This is a genomic window from Acidithiobacillus sp. M4-SHS-6 (assembly GCF_047421495.1).
Taxonomy (GTDB): Bacteria; Pseudomonadota; Gammaproteobacteria; order Acidithiobacillales; family Acidithiobacillaceae; genus Acidithiobacillus.
The window spans coordinates 2,879,120-2,894,101 of sequence record NZ_CP175559.1; the positions used below are offsets into that span (position 1 = coordinate 2,879,120).

At 57.5% G+C, this 14,982-nt stretch carries 22 protein-coding genes; 3 read left to right on the forward strand and 19 right to left on the reverse strand.

Annotated features, from left to right (window positions below; translation table 11 throughout):
- Window positions 1–62: 62 nt before the first annotated feature.
- Together mutY and ACJU26_RS15010 are read right to left on the reverse strand one after the other, a co-directional pair.
- Window positions 63–1,178: an A/G-specific adenine glycosylase gene (gene mutY, locus ACJU26_RS15005; protein WP_414040403.1), complete on the reverse strand. Its 1,116-nt coding sequence runs from the start codon at window positions 1,176–1,178 to the stop codon at window positions 63–65.
- Complete coding sequence (locus ACJU26_RS15010) at window positions 1,175–1,504, reverse strand: hypothetical protein (RefSeq protein WP_414040404.1); 330 nt, start codon at window positions 1,502–1,504, stop codon at window positions 1,175–1,177. The genes mutY and ACJU26_RS15010 overlap by 4 nt, the downstream gene beginning before the upstream one ends.
- Before the next feature lie 219 nt (window positions 1,505–1,723).
- Between ACJU26_RS15010 and ACJU26_RS15015 the strand changes: the two genes are divergently transcribed.
- Genes ACJU26_RS15015 through ACJU26_RS15025 form a run of 3 tightly spaced genes read left to right on the forward strand, consistent with a single transcriptional unit; the run spans window position 1,724 to window position 2,458 of the window.
- Window positions 1,724–1,981, forward strand: a complete 258-nt coding sequence (locus ACJU26_RS15015) for a hypothetical protein (protein WP_414040405.1) — start codon at window positions 1,724–1,726, stop codon at window positions 1,979–1,981.
- Between the two features lie 39 nt (window positions 1,982–2,020).
- Window positions 2,021–2,173, forward strand: a complete 153-nt coding sequence (locus ACJU26_RS15020) for a hypothetical protein (RefSeq protein WP_414040406.1) — start codon at window positions 2,021–2,023, stop codon at window positions 2,171–2,173.
- An 18-nt stretch (window positions 2,174–2,191) separates the two neighbouring features.
- Window positions 2,192–2,458, forward strand: a complete 267-nt coding sequence (locus ACJU26_RS15025) for a hypothetical protein (protein ID WP_414040407.1) — start codon at window positions 2,192–2,194, stop codon at window positions 2,456–2,458.
- A 22-nt stretch (window positions 2,459–2,480) separates the two neighbouring features.
- On the opposite strand, the gene ptsP is transcribed toward ACJU26_RS15025, so the two are convergent.
- The 17 genes from ptsP to ACJU26_RS15110 all read right to left on the reverse strand — a co-directional run bounded on the left by ptsP (window position 2,481) and on the right by ACJU26_RS15110 (window position 14,905).
- Entirely contained in the window at window positions 2,481–4,193 is a 1,713-nt protein-coding gene (ptsP, locus tag ACJU26_RS15030) for a phosphoenolpyruvate--protein phosphotransferase (RefSeq protein ID WP_414040408.1), read from the reverse strand.
- Window positions 4,190–4,462, reverse strand: coding sequence for an HPr family phosphocarrier protein (locus ACJU26_RS15035; protein WP_215842516.1), 273 nt, complete (start codon window positions 4,460–4,462; stop codon window positions 4,190–4,192). Before ACJU26_RS15035 ends, ptsP begins: the two co-directional genes overlap by 4 nt.
- A 106-nt stretch (window positions 4,463–4,568) precedes the next feature.
- Window positions 4,569–4,985, reverse strand: a complete 417-nt coding sequence (locus ACJU26_RS15040; RefSeq protein WP_414040409.1) for a PTS sugar transporter subunit IIA — start codon at window positions 4,983–4,985, stop codon at window positions 4,569–4,571.
- Complete coding sequence (gene rapZ, locus ACJU26_RS15045) at window positions 4,982–5,884, reverse strand: RNase adapter RapZ (RefSeq protein ID WP_414040410.1); 903 nt, start codon at window positions 5,882–5,884, stop codon at window positions 4,982–4,984. The genes ACJU26_RS15040 and rapZ overlap by 4 nt, the downstream gene beginning before the upstream one ends.
- The gene (hprK, locus tag ACJU26_RS15050; protein WP_414040411.1) at window positions 5,881–6,813 is read right to left on the reverse strand and encodes an HPr(Ser) kinase/phosphatase; all 933 of its coding nucleotides are present in this window, start codon (window positions 6,811–6,813) and stop codon (window positions 5,881–5,883) included. Before hprK ends, rapZ begins: the two co-directional genes overlap by 4 nt.
- Before the next feature lie 20 nt (window positions 6,814–6,833).
- Window positions 6,834–7,280: a PTS sugar transporter subunit IIA gene (locus tag ACJU26_RS15055; RefSeq protein WP_414040412.1), complete on the reverse strand. Its 447-nt coding sequence runs from the start codon at window positions 7,278–7,280 to the stop codon at window positions 6,834–6,836.
- 9 nt (window positions 7,281–7,289) lie between these two features.
- The gene (gene hpf, locus ACJU26_RS15060; protein ID WP_414040413.1) at window positions 7,290–7,631 is read right to left on the reverse strand and encodes a ribosome hibernation-promoting factor, HPF/YfiA family; all 342 of its coding nucleotides are present in this window, start codon (window positions 7,629–7,631) and stop codon (window positions 7,290–7,292) included.
- Window positions 7,632–7,738: 107 nt separating this feature from the next.
- A complete protein-coding gene (locus tag ACJU26_RS15065) occupies window positions 7,739–9,178 on the reverse strand; it encodes an RNA polymerase factor sigma-54 (RefSeq protein ID WP_414040414.1) in 1,440 nt (479 codons plus the stop codon).
- A gap of 12 nt (window positions 9,179–9,190) precedes the next feature.
- Window positions 9,191–9,916 carry an LPS export ABC transporter ATP-binding protein gene (gene lptB / locus ACJU26_RS15070; protein ID WP_414040415.1) on the reverse strand — a complete coding sequence of 242 codons (726 nt, stop codon included), beginning with the start codon at window positions 9,914–9,916 and terminating at the stop codon, window positions 9,191–9,193.
- Window positions 9,913–10,443 (reverse strand): lipopolysaccharide transport periplasmic protein LptA, encoded by a 531-nt coding sequence (gene lptA / locus ACJU26_RS15075; protein ID WP_414040416.1) that lies wholly within the window; start codon window positions 10,441–10,443, stop codon window positions 9,913–9,915. Before lptA ends, lptB begins: the two co-directional genes overlap by 4 nt.
- Entirely contained in the window at window positions 10,433–10,987 is a 555-nt protein-coding gene (lptC, locus tag ACJU26_RS15080) for an LPS export ABC transporter periplasmic protein LptC (RefSeq protein ID WP_414040417.1), read from the reverse strand. Before lptC ends, lptA begins: the two co-directional genes overlap by 11 nt.
- Window positions 10,987–11,538, reverse strand: coding sequence for a KdsC family phosphatase (locus ACJU26_RS15085; protein ID WP_414040418.1), 552 nt, complete (start codon window positions 11,536–11,538; stop codon window positions 10,987–10,989). Before ACJU26_RS15085 ends, lptC begins: the two co-directional genes overlap by 1 nt.
- Window positions 11,535–12,518, reverse strand: coding sequence for a KpsF/GutQ family sugar-phosphate isomerase (locus ACJU26_RS15090; protein WP_414040419.1), 984 nt, complete (start codon window positions 12,516–12,518; stop codon window positions 11,535–11,537). The genes ACJU26_RS15085 and ACJU26_RS15090 overlap by 4 nt, the downstream gene beginning before the upstream one ends.
- A gap of 12 nt (window positions 12,519–12,530) precedes the next feature.
- Entirely contained in the window at window positions 12,531–12,809 is a 279-nt protein-coding gene (locus tag ACJU26_RS15095) for a hypothetical protein (protein ID WP_414040420.1), read from the reverse strand.
- 32 nt (window positions 12,810–12,841) lie between these two features.
- Window positions 12,842–13,276 (reverse strand): hypothetical protein, encoded by a 435-nt coding sequence (locus ACJU26_RS15100; protein WP_414040421.1) that lies wholly within the window; start codon window positions 13,274–13,276, stop codon window positions 12,842–12,844.
- A complete protein-coding gene (locus tag ACJU26_RS15105; RefSeq protein WP_414040422.1) occupies window positions 13,266–13,943 on the reverse strand; it encodes a nucleotidyltransferase family protein in 678 nt (225 codons plus the stop codon). The genes ACJU26_RS15100 and ACJU26_RS15105 overlap by 11 nt, the downstream gene beginning before the upstream one ends.
- Window positions 13,940–14,905 carry an aminoglycoside phosphotransferase family protein gene (locus tag ACJU26_RS15110; protein ID WP_414040423.1) on the reverse strand — a complete coding sequence of 322 codons (966 nt, stop codon included), beginning with the start codon at window positions 14,903–14,905 and terminating at the stop codon, window positions 13,940–13,942. Before ACJU26_RS15110 ends, ACJU26_RS15105 begins: the two co-directional genes overlap by 4 nt.
- Between the last annotated feature and the right edge of the window lie 77 nt (window positions 14,906–14,982).

Below are 14,982 nucleotides of genomic sequence, written 5' to 3' on the forward strand. Positions count from 1 at the left end.
CTAGCATACCCGGTTATGAAGGGATTGTTGCCCATCTTACCCGAACCGGCCTCGCGGGCAAGTCAGGCCGACTGACTTAACATCCTGCGTATCGGGGTTGGAAGCCCCTTGGCTAAAGCGGCTTCTGGGGCATACCAGCGGCCAGACAAAGCCTGATCAGCCACTTTCATTCCCTGCTCATCATCCTGCAAGCAGGTGCGAATACAACGGAAATGCAATTGAAAGTGGGTGAATACGTGCTTATAAAAGGCTGTCAGCCCCTGCACTTCCACCGCCAGACCATACTGCGTGGCACAAAACCGACGCACCTGTTCGCGCAGTGCGTCACCATCAGCCAAGGCATCATGCTGAGCCGTACAAGGAACAGGCTGTTCCGATGCACCTTGAGGATGGAACTGGGGCAGACACCATAATCCACCCCATATACCGGAATCCGGCCTTTTTTCGAGAAACACCCGGCCATCGCCGTCTTCTATTCGCAGAAAAAAAACACAGCGCTCCTGAGTACCGTACTTGCGAATCCTGAGAGGTAACTGTTCGCTCAGCCCCTCCGCATAAGCCCTACAACGGCACTGCAAGGGGCATTCAGGGCAGCGGGGATGGCGGGGCATGCAGATCAATGCACCAAAATCCTGAATGGCCTGGTTATAGCTATGCGCATCGGCTGCTGTCAACGCCTCAGCCAGCTTCCACAAATGCTGCAGCGTCCTGGTGGACTTGGGATCGCCATGAACAGCCTGGGTACGGATCAGTACCCGCCGGGCATTGGCATCAAGAATCGCCTGCTGCTGGGCATAAGCACTGGCCAGCACGGCCGCCGCGGTGCTGCGTCCGACTCCGGGCAAAGTTTCAGCCGCTTCGCGCGTGTCGGGAAATCGTCCGGCAAAATCTGCCACCACTTTTTGGGCAGCACGTTGGGCATTGCGTGCCCGGGCGTAATATCCGAGCCCACTCCACAGGGCCAGCACCTGATCCTGGGGTGCCCGGGCCAGAGCCTCCCAGCCAGGCAAGGCCTGCAAAAAACCAGAGTAATACGGTTTGACCGTCTCTACCTGGGTTTGCTGCAACATGATTTCCGCAAGCCAGAGTGCATAGCTGTCCCGCGTCTGCCGCCAGGGTAGATCATGGCGACCATTTTCGGCGTACCAGGCCAGCAGGGTATCGGCAATAGGGATCATGGTGCGACCGTCTCAGACCCGGCTTCTTTCGGGCTGCGGATCAGAACATTCTCCGCGCGGATTTTTCCCCAGGCCAACTTGCCAATGTGCAGCGATCCAGTAATCGGCCAATGGTCAGGAATACGGGGCAATATGGCTCCCGGCCCTGGTTTGGGAGCCGGAAGATAGGCCCCAAGATTCAGACGCTTGATGCGCAGATCCAGATGTATCGCCAGGGGTTTCCAGGCTCCGCTGATCTGTCCCGACCAGGGGCTATCATCGAGCAGCCCCTGATGAATTACCCAGTGAAACCGGGGAGCCTGCCAGTTCAGTTCGCCAGCCATCATGAACTTTTCCGGGACCTTGGCATCTGTCAGCTGCGGCCAGGGCAGCCCCCATTGATGGGCCAATGCCGGCAGATGCCGGGCGGTCACCCTGTAATGGGTCTGGCCGGATGCTTGCGCCCAGGAAAAACGGCTATTTTCCATATGAGCGCTGAAATCTGATCCCATATCCAGGGTGGCGCTGCCCATTTCCAGTTTTTGCTGGTCCAGTTGCGCGCAAAGATGCTGCAAGGCTCCTTTTGCCCACTGTCCCTGACTTGTCTGCCAGTGGCCCTGCATTTCTGGTATCCACAGGGACTGCTGGTGCATTTGCAGACTGGGCATCCGCAGAGCCAAGCTACCCCAGGCGGGGTGGCTGGCAATCAACAACTGCAGGTGGTGTACCGAAAATCCTTTGCTGGACTGAAGCGTCATGTGCAACTGCAGATGACCGGTGTGCCGCTTCCAGGTCCAGCGCCCGGCTACAGTGCCCATGCCTGAGCGGGGCAGACTGACCTGGATGCCTGACAGGTGCAGGTCATGTCCTGCCAGATCCTGCCAGCGCAGGCTGCCGTTGCGGATCAGAATATCGGCGGGCAAAGAGAAATTCTCACGAGTGGCGCTGCGGGTTTTGGCCGGACCTGGACTTGCACCCCCTGGCCAGGGCATATTCACCGCAGGCTGATCGAGTAAAATCTGCTGGATATGGACATGGCCGCTCAGCAAAGGCCGCCAGGGCAAACTGAACATCAGTCGCTGCACCCGCAAAGAGGGATGCCGCTCAGGCCCGATACGCAGACCTTGCAAAAAAACCTGAAGGTAGCGCTTTCCCCAGTAAAATCGGGGATTATCTGCCAGATGCACGGACATCCCCACCCGGGCACCCAGATATTCTTCCAGCAGCAAACGAGGGCCACCCACGAGCCAGAATATCATCCCCCCGAATACCGGCAGGAGCAGGAGCAGCATCAACACTAGCCCTACACGGCGCAGCCCTGCCCTAGCGATGTCCCGTCTCCAGAGTAACCGCAAACTCTCCGGCGAGAGCACCCATGGCCAGGCGCTCGGCCTCGACAATGGAGGTCTGGCGGATAATTTCCTTCACTTCCGGAATGGCACCCGGGTACATACTGAATTCACGCAGGCCCAACCCCAGGAGCAAAGGGGTAAATGCTGGGTTGGCCGCCATTTCGCCGCACATAGCTACCGGAATACCCTTGGCATGACCGGCGGCGATGGTGTGCTGAATCATCCCGAGAACCCCGACATGCAAGGGGTCAAAAAGATCGTTCACGTCATCATCCCCCCGATCAACCGCCAGGGCATACTGGATGAGGTCGTTGGTCCCGATGGAGAAAAAATCGGCACATCCGGCAAAATAATGGGCGGCCATGGCCACGGCGGGGACTTCCACCATAATTCCCAGAGGCATATCGGGATCACAGTCCAGCCCCTCACTCCGCAATTCTGCCTGCAATTCACTCACCAGCGCCCGGCTTTGCAGTAATTGGCTCATACTGCTGAGCATAGGCAGCATCAAGCGTACCGGACCCAGGGCCGAAGCCCGCAATATGGCCCGCAAATGGGGACGAAACCATTCGGGACGGCGCAGGCAAAGACGCAATCCGCGCAACCCCAGAGCCGGATTGAGGGCGTTATGTCCTAGCCCTTCATCTTCTTTCAGACCCTTGTCCGCGCCGATATCCAGTGAACGAATGGTCACCGGAGCCCCCGCCATTTCCCTGACGACCCGGGAAAAAGCCTGATATTGCTCCTCCTCATCGGGAATATCGGGACGGTTCATGAACAGAAACTCACTACGGTACAAACCCACACCATCGGCATTCATGCGCCGCACCAGATCGGAGTCGTCGGGTAATTCGATATTGGCGCGCAGATGAATGGTCACACCATCCACCGTTACCGCTGGCAGATCCCGTTGTTCTTCCAGAAGGCGTCGGCGCCGATGCCGCTGCTCCTGCAAGCCCCGATACTGACGCAGCACCAGTGCGTCGGGGGCCACCAAAATGATTCCCTGGTCGCCATCGACAATCACGGTATCCCCGCTGCGCAGCAGCCGGCTGGCCGAGTGCGCACCAACCACGGCAGGAAGTCCCAGGCTGCGGGCCAGAATGGCGGCGTGGGAGTTTGCCGCCCCGAAGTCGGTTACCCAAGCCAAAACCTTGTCCTTTTTCATGAGCACGGTATCTGCCGGGGTCAACTCTTCGGCAATGATGATCTGGCCTTCGGCACTCTGCAGTGCCGGCGGCTTTCCGCCCATCAGATGACGCAAGACCCTGTCGGTGACCTGGATAATGTCTTCGCGTTTGGCGCGCAGGTAGGCGTCTTCCATGCGATCAAAAATTTCCAGCAGACGCTCCCGTTCCAGCTGAATGGCCCAAGCGGCATTACGATGTTCCTCACGAATGGAGCGTAGTGGCCTTTCCCGCAGGGCAGGATCATCCAGCATCAACAGATGGGCATCAATGAACAGGCGGGTATCCTGAGGTGCATCGGCAGGAATGACATCCCGCACGGCAAGCAGTTCGTCACGAGCACTACTGAGGGCCGCGCGCAGACGCAGCACCTCTGCTTCAACCGCATCAGGAGCCAGCAGATGTTCGGGGATATCCAGCGTCGTCGGCTCCAGTACCAGTGCCGTGCCAATGGCAATCCCACCAGAAGCCCCGATACCCGCCAGTTCAAAACTCATGTGTCCTCCCCGAATCGATCCGCAGCCAACGCCAGCAAAGCATCGGCGCAGGCTTGCTCTTGTTCGCCCTCGGTTTCCAGCGTCAGCACAGTTCCCTGGGCTGCTGCAAGGGTCATCAGCCCCATGATACTTTTCCCGTTGACGCGTTGGCCATTTCTCTCTAACCAGACTGCACAAGGGTAACGTGCCGATAGACTGACAAATTTTGCCGAAGGCCGGGCATGTAATCCCAACTGGTTGATAATAGGATAGTCAACGCGGACAGTCACAGTTCTTGCTCCACGGTAATAAGGTCAAGCTGATTTTACAGCATAACCCGCTCTGGATTGAGGGGCTATACCATCAGCATCCACCTGAACCTGCCCATGGGCGGGTTCAGCAAGAACAGGCTAGAGGTGCCGCGCGCTTGGCCAAGATGTCCACAACACCCTGAACAGCGCCGTCCATGGCACCCTGACGGGCTGCGGCCAGCCCTTCTTCGCGCCGCGACAGGGCGCGCAGCAACATCGGCAGGCTCAAACCACTCACCGCCGCAACCCGTTCCTCGGGAAGAATAGCCGGAATCAGGTTAGCCGGTGTCGCTCCATAAAGATCATTGAGAATCAGCATGGCATCGTCTTCCGCCAGACTCTCGATCAACTCCCAGAGGCGTCGGCGTCCGGCTTCCGGATTTTCATCGGGGAGAATCTCCACGACCTCCACCCCTGTTGGCAATGTCCCGAAAATATGTTGCAGGGTATTGGCAAAAGCCCGCCCCATACCCGCATGGGTCAGTAGCACAATATGGATCATGTCAAAGTCTCTGTGATATTGAGTTCTCGATGCTGAATCAGGATACGTTGACCCTTGCCCAGTAATTCCCGTGCCAGCACTTCTACCATATACACACTGCGGTGTTGCCCCCCCGTACAGCCCAGGGATACCGTCACATAATTGCGATGTTCCCGAGCAAAAGGCGGCAACCAGGCCCGAAGAAATTCCTTGAGAGACCCCATTGCCGTTTGCAGTTCGGGGCGATTCGCCAGAAACGCCTGCACGGCCGGATCACGACCGGTCAAGGCGCGCAGTTCTGGCTCATAGTGTGGATTGGGCAGGGCCCGCAGATCAAACACAAAATCCGAATCCAGAGGCAGTCCCCGTTTGAAGGCAAAGGACTGCAGCAGGAGTACCAACTCCCCGTAGTGGCGTGAAGCCAGACTCCAGGCTTGTACCCGCAAACGGAGCTGGTGGGTATTGATCTGGGAGGTATCCAGTCTTTTATCGGCCATGTCGGCCAGGGGCTGCACCAGTTCCCGCTCCCTCTGCAGGGCTTTCAGCAGGGACTCACCGGGAGTCGCGGCACTGTCATCCGTCAGGGGATGGCGGCGCCGGGTTTCACTGTAGCGTTGCAGGAGGGTACTTTCGCTGGCCTCCAAAAACAGGATGCGCGGATGCAATCCATAGGTTTCCCGTAACTCCTTCAGAGCCTGGGGCAAGGCTGCAAAAAAATCGCGGTTGCGCACATCAATACTGACGGCCGCCAGCAAGGCATGTCCCTGCCGATGAGCCAATTGCGCACCAAAAGCCGGCAGAAGCGTGGCGGGTAAATTGTCGGCGCAATAATAGCCCTGATCTTCAAGGGCCTGCAGCACCGTGGATTTTCCCGAGCCGGACAATCCACTGACAATAATGAAATCCCGTTCCACCGTCATTCCTCTCCGACACTCAGGCGCACCTGTTCTTCAAAATCAGCCAGCATGTCGCCTCCCGACTCTTTCACATACTGACTGCGGGCCGCGGCTTCCACCAGCACCGCAAGATTGCGGGCCGCCGACACCGGCATGCGCAAACGCGTCAGGGGAACACCGAGAATATCGAGATGATCGACCTTGCCCTGGAGCCGGTCGATATCGGCTATTTCCATATCCTGCATATCCTGGATTTCGACCACCAGACGAATGCGTTTGGAACGTACAATGGCCGCTGCACCAAAAAATTCCCGAATATTGATGATGCCCAGACCCCGCACCTCCAGAAAATTCCGTAGCGGGGCGGGACAATGGCCGGTGATGACCTGAGGGGCTTCACGAATACAGAGGACGCTGTCATCCGCCACCAGACGATGACCACGGCTGACCAATTCTAGAGCCAGTTCACTTTTGCCGATACCGACCTCGCCCTGCAACAACAAACCCACGCCCAGCACATCCACCAACACCCCATGGACCTGCTGCCGGGCTGCCAGCTCGCGGTGTAAATAGAGCCGCAGGCGGGCCAGCACTTTCTGCACCTCCAGGTTAGTCACCATGACCGCCACTTGTCGTGACTGGAGGATTTCCAACATTTCCGGACTCAGAGTCTCCTTTTCGCAAAGCACGATCAGGCGCAGCTTTTCCGTCAGGAACTGTTCGAAACCCTGGGGATGCTGGCGTAAAAACTGCATCTCGCGGGCGCCGGCTATTTGCACTACGTGAGGACGAATAAAATTCAGAAATCCGACCAGGGCAGCACCATTGACATCATCTTCTGCCAAGGGATCACCGCGTAAATAAAAATCCTTTCCCGGTCGACAGAGGCAATCCCAGAACATTTCCTTGTGGAGATCTTCGCAAAGTCGACGCAGACTGATCTGCCTTTCCATGTCCGCGCTTTCCCTGAAAGCTAGTCAGATTGGGTCAATACCGCAAAAAAACCTTCCCCATCGGACACCTGCAGCAAGTCGGCTCGCACTTCCGCGGATGCCAGACGCACGGCCAAGCTCGAAAGAATCTCGAGATGGGCCGTGGCTGCGGTTTTGGGCACAGCCACGGCGACGAATACCCGCACTTCCAGTCCATCGGGTGCGGCGAAGGGGATACCCTGCGCACTGCGCAGGGCCACCACAGCCACCTCGGTCGCCCCATCAACGCGCGCATGGGGTAGGGCTACACCATGCCCGATCCCGGTGGAACCCTGGGCTTCTCGACTTTTCAGCGCTTCGGCGATCACGGCGGCGGGCTGTCCAGTCGACTCCGCCAGCAAGGCCGCCAAGGCTTCCAGCACTGCCTCGGCATCCGCAACTGGAGGATCAATCAGAATTTGTTGAGGAGCTAAAGGCAGAATCATCATGGCCCAGGTTCATTCCGTCTCGGCAATAACGGCCAGCCCGGCAGGATTGTCGTTACGCCGATCCTGCCGTTTTTCCTTGTAACTATTGATCTGGGCCTCCAGTTTTTCCGTTACCAGATCCAACGCACGGTACATATCGGCGTGCCGGGATTCCGCGTGAAATACATGTCCCGCTGTATACATGGTCACATCAGCGGCATTTTCGGGGTTTTCATGGGGCGCATGTTTCAGAACAAGCCGGGCATCAATCACCTGATCAAAATGTCGATCAAGCTTGCCAATTTTATCCTCTGCATAAGTTTTCAGGGCTTCTGTCAGATCCAGGTGCTGACCGGTAATGGTAATTTGCATGGCGCTCTCCTGTCCTCTTGCGAGGATAGTTTATGATAATCACCCCTGAATGGGGCCCAGCCTCAGTGTAGCGCCAACCGCCGCCACAAAAAACCCTGCGCCGAAACCTAAAGCCGCCGCCGCTGGCTGGCAGGCGGAATATTGGCGGCCTCCCGATACTTGGCCACTGTCCGGCGGGCAATCTGGATACCCTGCTCCGCAAGAACCTTGGCAATTTCTGCGTCGCTCAAGGGATGTTTGGGATTTTCCGACTGGGTCAATTTGGTCAACAAGGCCCGAATGGCCGTCGCCGATGCCGAACCGCCACTGTCCGTTCCCACATGACTGGAAAAAAAGTACTTGAACTCATAAAGGCCACGGGGAGTGACCATGTATTTCTGGTTGGTTACCCGGGATACGGTGGATTCGTGCATCTCCACGGCTTCGGCAATATGGCGCAGCACCATGGGACGCATGGACTCTGGGCCATTGATGAAAAAATCCTTCTGCTTGTCGACAATCGCCCGGGCTACTTTCAGGATGGTTTCCTGGCGACTTTGCAGGCTCTTGATAAACCAACGCGCTTCATTGAGTTGATCCTGAATGTATTTATGGGCAGCATCCTTTCCGCCCGCCATGCCGGCATAGCGGCGATTGATACGCAACCGAGGCATGGCTTCGGGATTCAGGTCAACCCGCAGCCGTTTGCCAGACCAGCGGACGATGACATCGGGAATGACGTACTCGGTGTCTTCACTGCCTATTTCTTCACCGGGCTTGGGGTTGAGCGCAGAGATCAGCGCCATGGCCGCCCTCAGCATGGTTTCATCAACCCCCAGACTGGCACACAAGCGGGGATAATCATGGCGGCCCAGGGCTTGCAAATGGTCCTGGACCAGTTTCACCGCCAACCGTTGGACCTCCGGATCCACATCCGTCAGCTGCCGGAGTTGCAGGAAAAGGCACTCTCCCAGATCTCGTGCAGCCACTCCGGGAGGGTCAAAATCTTGAACACGCTGCAATACGGTCTGAAGAAGGGGCGGGTCAATCCCCATGGCGGCGGCAAGATCATTGGGATTTTCAATCAGATAGCCCCGATCATCAATGGCGTCAATGATCATCTCTGCAATGTTCCGCTCTTCGGGACTGAAATGCGTCATATCCGCCTGCCAGCGCAAATAATCCTGAAGACTTTGACTGCGGCTGTTGCGCGCTTCAAAGTCGGGAAGCTCTTCGTCAGAACCTCCGCCTGAGGCACTGGTGCCCATATCAAATACGTCATCCCACTGACTGTCGACAGGCAAATCATCCGGCAGGGTATCCTCGGCGGCCAAATCCAACTGGCGATCTTCACCGGGGGCTTCCCTGGGTTCAGGGGCAAGGGCAGAACCCGACATACCAGATTCTTCGCCGGAAGCATCCTCATCCAGAAGAGGATTGCTTTCCAGCATCTCCTGCACTTCCTGCTGCAGATCAACCGTCGATAACTGCAGCAGACGAATGGCCTGCTGCAGTTGCGGGGTCATGGCCAGATGCTGACCGAGTTTGAGTTCTAAACCTTGTTTCATGGTCTTCCAGATTCAGATTCGAAACTGATCCCCCAGGTAAACCTGACGGACCATGGGGTCATCCACAATTTCCTGAGGGCTTCCGGTCGTCAACACCTTCCCATCATGCAGTATATAGGCGCGTTCACAAATGCCTAATGTTTCGCGCACATTATGATCGGTAATCAGGATACCAATGCCGCGTTCCCGCAAGTCTTGAATCAGGCGCTGGATTTCCAGCACCGAGATCGGGTCGATTCCGGCAAAAGGTTCATCCAGCAAGATGAAGCGTGGACTCATGGCCAGGGCGCGGGCGATTTCCACCCGCCGTCGCTCGCCGCCGGAAAGACTGTGTCCCTTGGTGTCGCGCAGGGAACCCAGATGCAATTCGGCCAAAAGTTGATCCAGACGATCCTGCCGCTCGGTCTTGCTGAGGGGCAGGATTTCCAGAACCGCCAGAATATTGTCTGCTGCCGTCATCTGCCGGAATACCGAAGGTTCCTGGGGAAGATAACCCAGGCCCATACGCGCACGTTCGTGCATGGGAAGGGCGGTAATATCCCGCCCTTGCAGAAAAATATGGCCACGATCCGGACGCACCAGTCCGACCATCATGTAGAAAGTGGTGGTCTTTCCAGCCCCGTTGGGACCTAACAAGCCCACCACTTCCCCGGCGGTAACCTCGACCGAGACATCGCGGACGACCGTGCGGCGACGGTAGGATTTGACCAGAGACTGGGCCTGGAGCTGGTCGCTCATGGCCTCCCACCGCTGGCAGAGCGGTTGGCTGCTGCGGGATAAAATACGGAGTGAACGCGCTGCCCGGGCGCAGCGGTCACTGCCGTCTGCTGGCTGTTCAGAAAGTACGTCACCCGCTGGCCACTGATTTCATTTTTTTCCTGCCAGAGATGGGCGTCACCCTGCAAGATGATCTCCGCCGTTGTTGGCTTGTATATCAGGGTGTCGCCATAACCATGACGCTGCGCGCTGGACATGGTAAAGCTGACCGGACTACCCGTTGCGGTAGCCGTTTGCACTTTACCCCGCAGCGCCGTAATCACGAGTTTGCTGGCATGAATGACCACATCCCCCTGGGTCAAGATGACATTCCCCTGATAAGTGGCCTGCTGGGAGGGCTTGTTTTCGGCATGCAGGGTGTCGGCAGTGATATGGATAGGTCCCTTGGCCAGTGGCGCTTGGACGGCAGGCGCCGCCAGGGCCGCCCAGGAAACCAGCACCAGCCCTAATGGCCAGTAGTGACCAATCGACAAAAACTTACGGCGCATACACACCACGCACATTCCGCAAAATATTGACCTCCTCGGTTTTGACCGATGCCCAGAGCCCCTTTCCGGTCATCCAGTCCTGGCCATGTTCCAGCCGGACGGCATCCTGGGTGCTAATAATGCCCGTTTGCGGATCATAGTGCACCTTTCTGGTCAAAAAACGGGTATCCGGTTGCAGCGTCCCGATGACGTTTCCCCACAGGGTAATCAGGTGACTGGGGCCATCGACCTTTCCCTGGTCGGCCTGTAAATTCAGTTCCTGACCAGGCCGAAAACGCTTCACCTCCACCTCGCTGAGAATGGTTTGATCGCGATGGGGTTCGTGATAGGCCGTATGGGCTGTGGCCAGCAGATCCAGTTTTCCGGCGGCATCATACTGGCGCATGACCACGTCTTCGGCAGCCTGATCCCCCTTATGAATTTGTCCATGCCAATCAATCTGCGGCAGCGACAGGGGGTGCTGCGGCCAGGACCACCAGACCAACCCGGCAAGGAGGAGCACCAGCACGGTGAAACCCAGGCTGGGAAAACGCAAGCGCAACATCAGCAATGCCCCTTCTGGCTAGCCTGGGCCAACACCTCGGGCCAGCAACCCTTGGCCTGCAAGATCAGATCACATAGTTCCCGGACGGCGCCGCGACCACCCTGGTAGCGGCTTTGCCAATGGACCTGTTGGATCAGTTCCGGATGCGCATCCGCCGGTGCGGTAGCCAATCCGACGCGAAGTAAAATGGGCAGATCAATCAAATCGTCTCCCATATAGGCCACCATGGAGTCTTCGATGTGCAAAGCCAGCTTCAGCTCACTATAAGCCAGGTGTTTGTCCTTGCACCCCTGAAAAAGATGCTTGATGCCCAGATCCCGGGCACGATGCGCCACCGCCGGAGAAAATCGTGCGGTAATGATGGCCAATTCCACACCCTGGGCCTGCAACAGCTTGATTCCATAACCATCACGCACATGGAAGGCTTTGCTTTCGGTGCCGGCATCATCAAAATACAGGCGTCCGTCGGTCATCACTCCATCCACGTCCAGGATGAGCAGGCGAACTTGCGCGGCACATTCGGTCAACAACTCTGCAGTCAGGCGCTTCATACAATCCCGGCACGCAGCAAATCATGCATGTTCAACGCGCCGACCAGTTTATAATTGTCATCCACGACCAGCAATGCACCCACCCGATTGCTTTCCATGAGAGCCAGTGCCTCGGCCGCCAGCGCCTCGGCACGGATGCTCCGTGGCTGAGTGTGAGCCAGCACCGACATGGGTTGCTCCCAGAGATCCTGACGTTGGGCAAAAGCTCGGCGCAAATCGCCATCGGTAAATATCCCCAAAACCCGATCCTCGGCGTCCACAACCGCCGTCATGCCCAAGCCCTTGCTGCTCATCTCCAAGACCGCATCACGCAACAGGGTTTCCCGTTGCACCTTGGGCAGAGCCTGATCCTGGTGCATCACATCCTGGACCCGAAGCAGCAAACGCTTGCCGAGACTGCCTCCGGGGTGGGAGAGGGCAAAATCGTCTGCCGAAAAACCACGGGCCTGTAACAACGCCATGGCCAGGGCGTCGCCCATGGCGAGCGTCGCGGTGGTAGAGGCCGTAGGTGCCAGATTCAGCGGGCAGGCTTCGCGCTGCACACTGCAGTTGAGATGCACCGCGGCGCTGCGCGCCAGGGTCGACCGCGGGTTTCCGGTCATGGCAATCAGCGGCACGGCCAAACGTTTAACCACTGGGAGAATGGCCAGCAATTCAGCAGTTTCTCCCGAGTTGGACAGGGCCAAGAGACAATCGGAGCGAGTCAGCATCCCCAGATCGCCGTGACTGCCTTCGGCAGGGTGCAGGAACAAGGCCGGGCTACCGGTACTGGCCAGGGTGGCGGCGATTTTCTTGGCGATAATCCCGGACTTGCCCATGCCACTCACCACTACCCGTCCCGAGCATTGCAGCAGGAGTGCACAGGCATCGACAAAACTCGCATCGAGACGCGCTTCCAGGGCCCCCACCGCCTCAGCCTCCAGACGCAACACATCGCGCCCGGTGGCCAGCAAGCTGTCGGCATCCATACCCGATGTCATGACGCTAAAATCTCAATCCGCACGATCACCGTCCTGTTCCTGAATGGCTTCATATACGGCATGACAATGGGGATGTGCTGCCATGACCTTGTCAATGTCGGCAAACGAAGTCTGCCGAAGCAAGGTCCAGCAACGCAGGTTTTCTGCAGCGAGACTTTGGGGATGCTGGACATACCAGCTGCTGCTGTCTTTCGGCGTATGGCTGACCGCCACTTGTCCTTGCGCCCACCACAAAAGCAGGGCAAAAAGCGCCAAGGCGCCAATAATGACCAATGTATAAACAATCTTCATAGATGATTCTGATAGACCTGGGTCAAAATAAATCAAATTTCTTCTTGGTATTGCTGGTTCAATAATGCTACCAGCGCGCCTTCGCGCTCCGTGATATCCGTCATCAGTCGGGCGCTGAACGCCTGCCAGAAAGATTGCAGGCGGGCAAGATCGGCCCCCTCAGCGAACGGGCACAGCACTTCGTCCACTTTTTCCATGACTTCCCGCAGTTGCAAACTGGTGCTCAGGGCATTCTTAATCTGATCACGCGGATGGGGTATCCAGCTCCGGTCACTGACGTAAGAGCGCAAGCGTTCGCCAAATTCCAGAATCCTTTTGCGCAACTTGCCCGCCAGGCCAATCTGTTGACTGCGCAAGTCCCCCCAGACGGCGAGTTCCATCAGCGCCACCCAATCCTTCCGCCAGCGCTCCCGACATTCCCCGGAAACGGTTACCGCCTCCTGGACCGCTACCAGATCAAATTCCATCTTGCCGTATCCTGCATATTTCCTGCGCCAACTGCCACCGCTCCGGCGTACCTACGTCTGTCCATATTCCCCGATACAGGGTTCCCGCCACGATTCCCTCAGCAATCCACTGCCGCAACCAGGGCGCCAAGGGCGCTGACTGCTCGGGATATGCCTGCAACAGTGCCGGGTCAATACGCGCGATGCCTGCATAAGTATGACGTTCTTCGCCCTGCAAAGCCACTACTCCCGCATGCAGGGCAAAGTCGCCGGCAGGATGATGGGCCGGATTGGGAACCAGCACCAGATGGACCGAAGCCCTGCTTTCCTGCATGAGCAGATCCCAGGGGAAATCCGTGCAAATATCGCCGTTGACCAGCAGGAAAGGGGCACTCCCTAGGTAGGGCAGAGCACGGATCAAGGCACCACCGGTCTCCAGCCGTCCCGATCTTTCGTCGCTATAGATGATCCGCAATCCATGCCATTCATGTCCCAGGCTTTCCACAATCCGATCACCCAGATGACCGATGTTGATGACGACCTCGCGGATACCCGCAGCCGCCAGCGATTCCAGGTGGCGCACGATGAGCCGCTTGCCTGCCACTTCCAGCAAGGGCTTGGGGAGATGATCCGTATAGGGACGCAAGCGTTCGCCCCGCCCAGCGGCGAGAATCATCGCCCGCGTCATGCCGCCAGCCAGCGCGAGAAGGTCGGAAGAAAAGGATTCAACTGCGTATCTTCCGTCAAGGCATCCAGGACATATTTCCGAAATTGCGGCAGCAGATCCAGATACCCTGACTTGCCATCACGATAAGCCAGACGACAGAAAATACCCAGAATCTTGAAATTACGCTGCAAGGCCATCCATAGGACACTGCGCAGGAAGGGTTCTTGCGGCATATCTCGTTTGCAAGTCCCTGTCAGTCTGCGCTGAAAGTCCAAAATCCAACCTTGCCGCCTCACCCGCCCCCAATCCCAATGGCGGTCCCAGAGCAAGGAGGCCAGATCATAGGTCCAGGGACCGGTCACGGCATCCTGGAAATCAATCATGACCAGGCGCCGGTGGTCCATCTGCAGCATGAGGTTGCGGGCGTGAAAATCCCGATGCACCCACACCTGAGGCTGATGCAAGGCATTGTCCACCAGTAGGGCGAAAAGTTTGTGCAATGTCCGCTGCTCCTTCCCATCCAGCGTCACGCCCAAATGTCTGAGCAGATACCAGTCATGGAATAAGGCCAACTCCTCTTCCAGATCTTGCCGGGAAAAACAGGACAGCAGAGGTCGCGACGCATCGGCCCTGCCGGCAAGCTGAACCGCCAGAATCAGATCCAGCGCCTGCTGCATCCACTGCTCTATATCAGTACCCGCATCAAGGATGGTCTTGAGATCTTTACTCCCCAGATCTTCCAGCAGGACAAATCCTGGCTGCAACTGGGCCGCCAGGATTTTGGGCACGGGTAGCCCGGCATGCCGCCAGCGCTGTTGTACCCGCAAAAAGGAGAGAATATCTTCCGGTGCGGGCGCATCCATAAACAGCCGCCGTCCCGCCAGCCGCCAGTAGCGCCGGGCGCTGGCGTCACCGGGAATGGCCTGAGCCTGCCCGGTATCCACAGCCTGACCGTGCAGCCAGACTGCGGCATCCGCCGTCATGCCCCCTGCGGAAATCACGGGCGAAGTGATATTTGTGTGCTTTAGAGATTGCGACATAAAAGCATTTTGTGCGATTT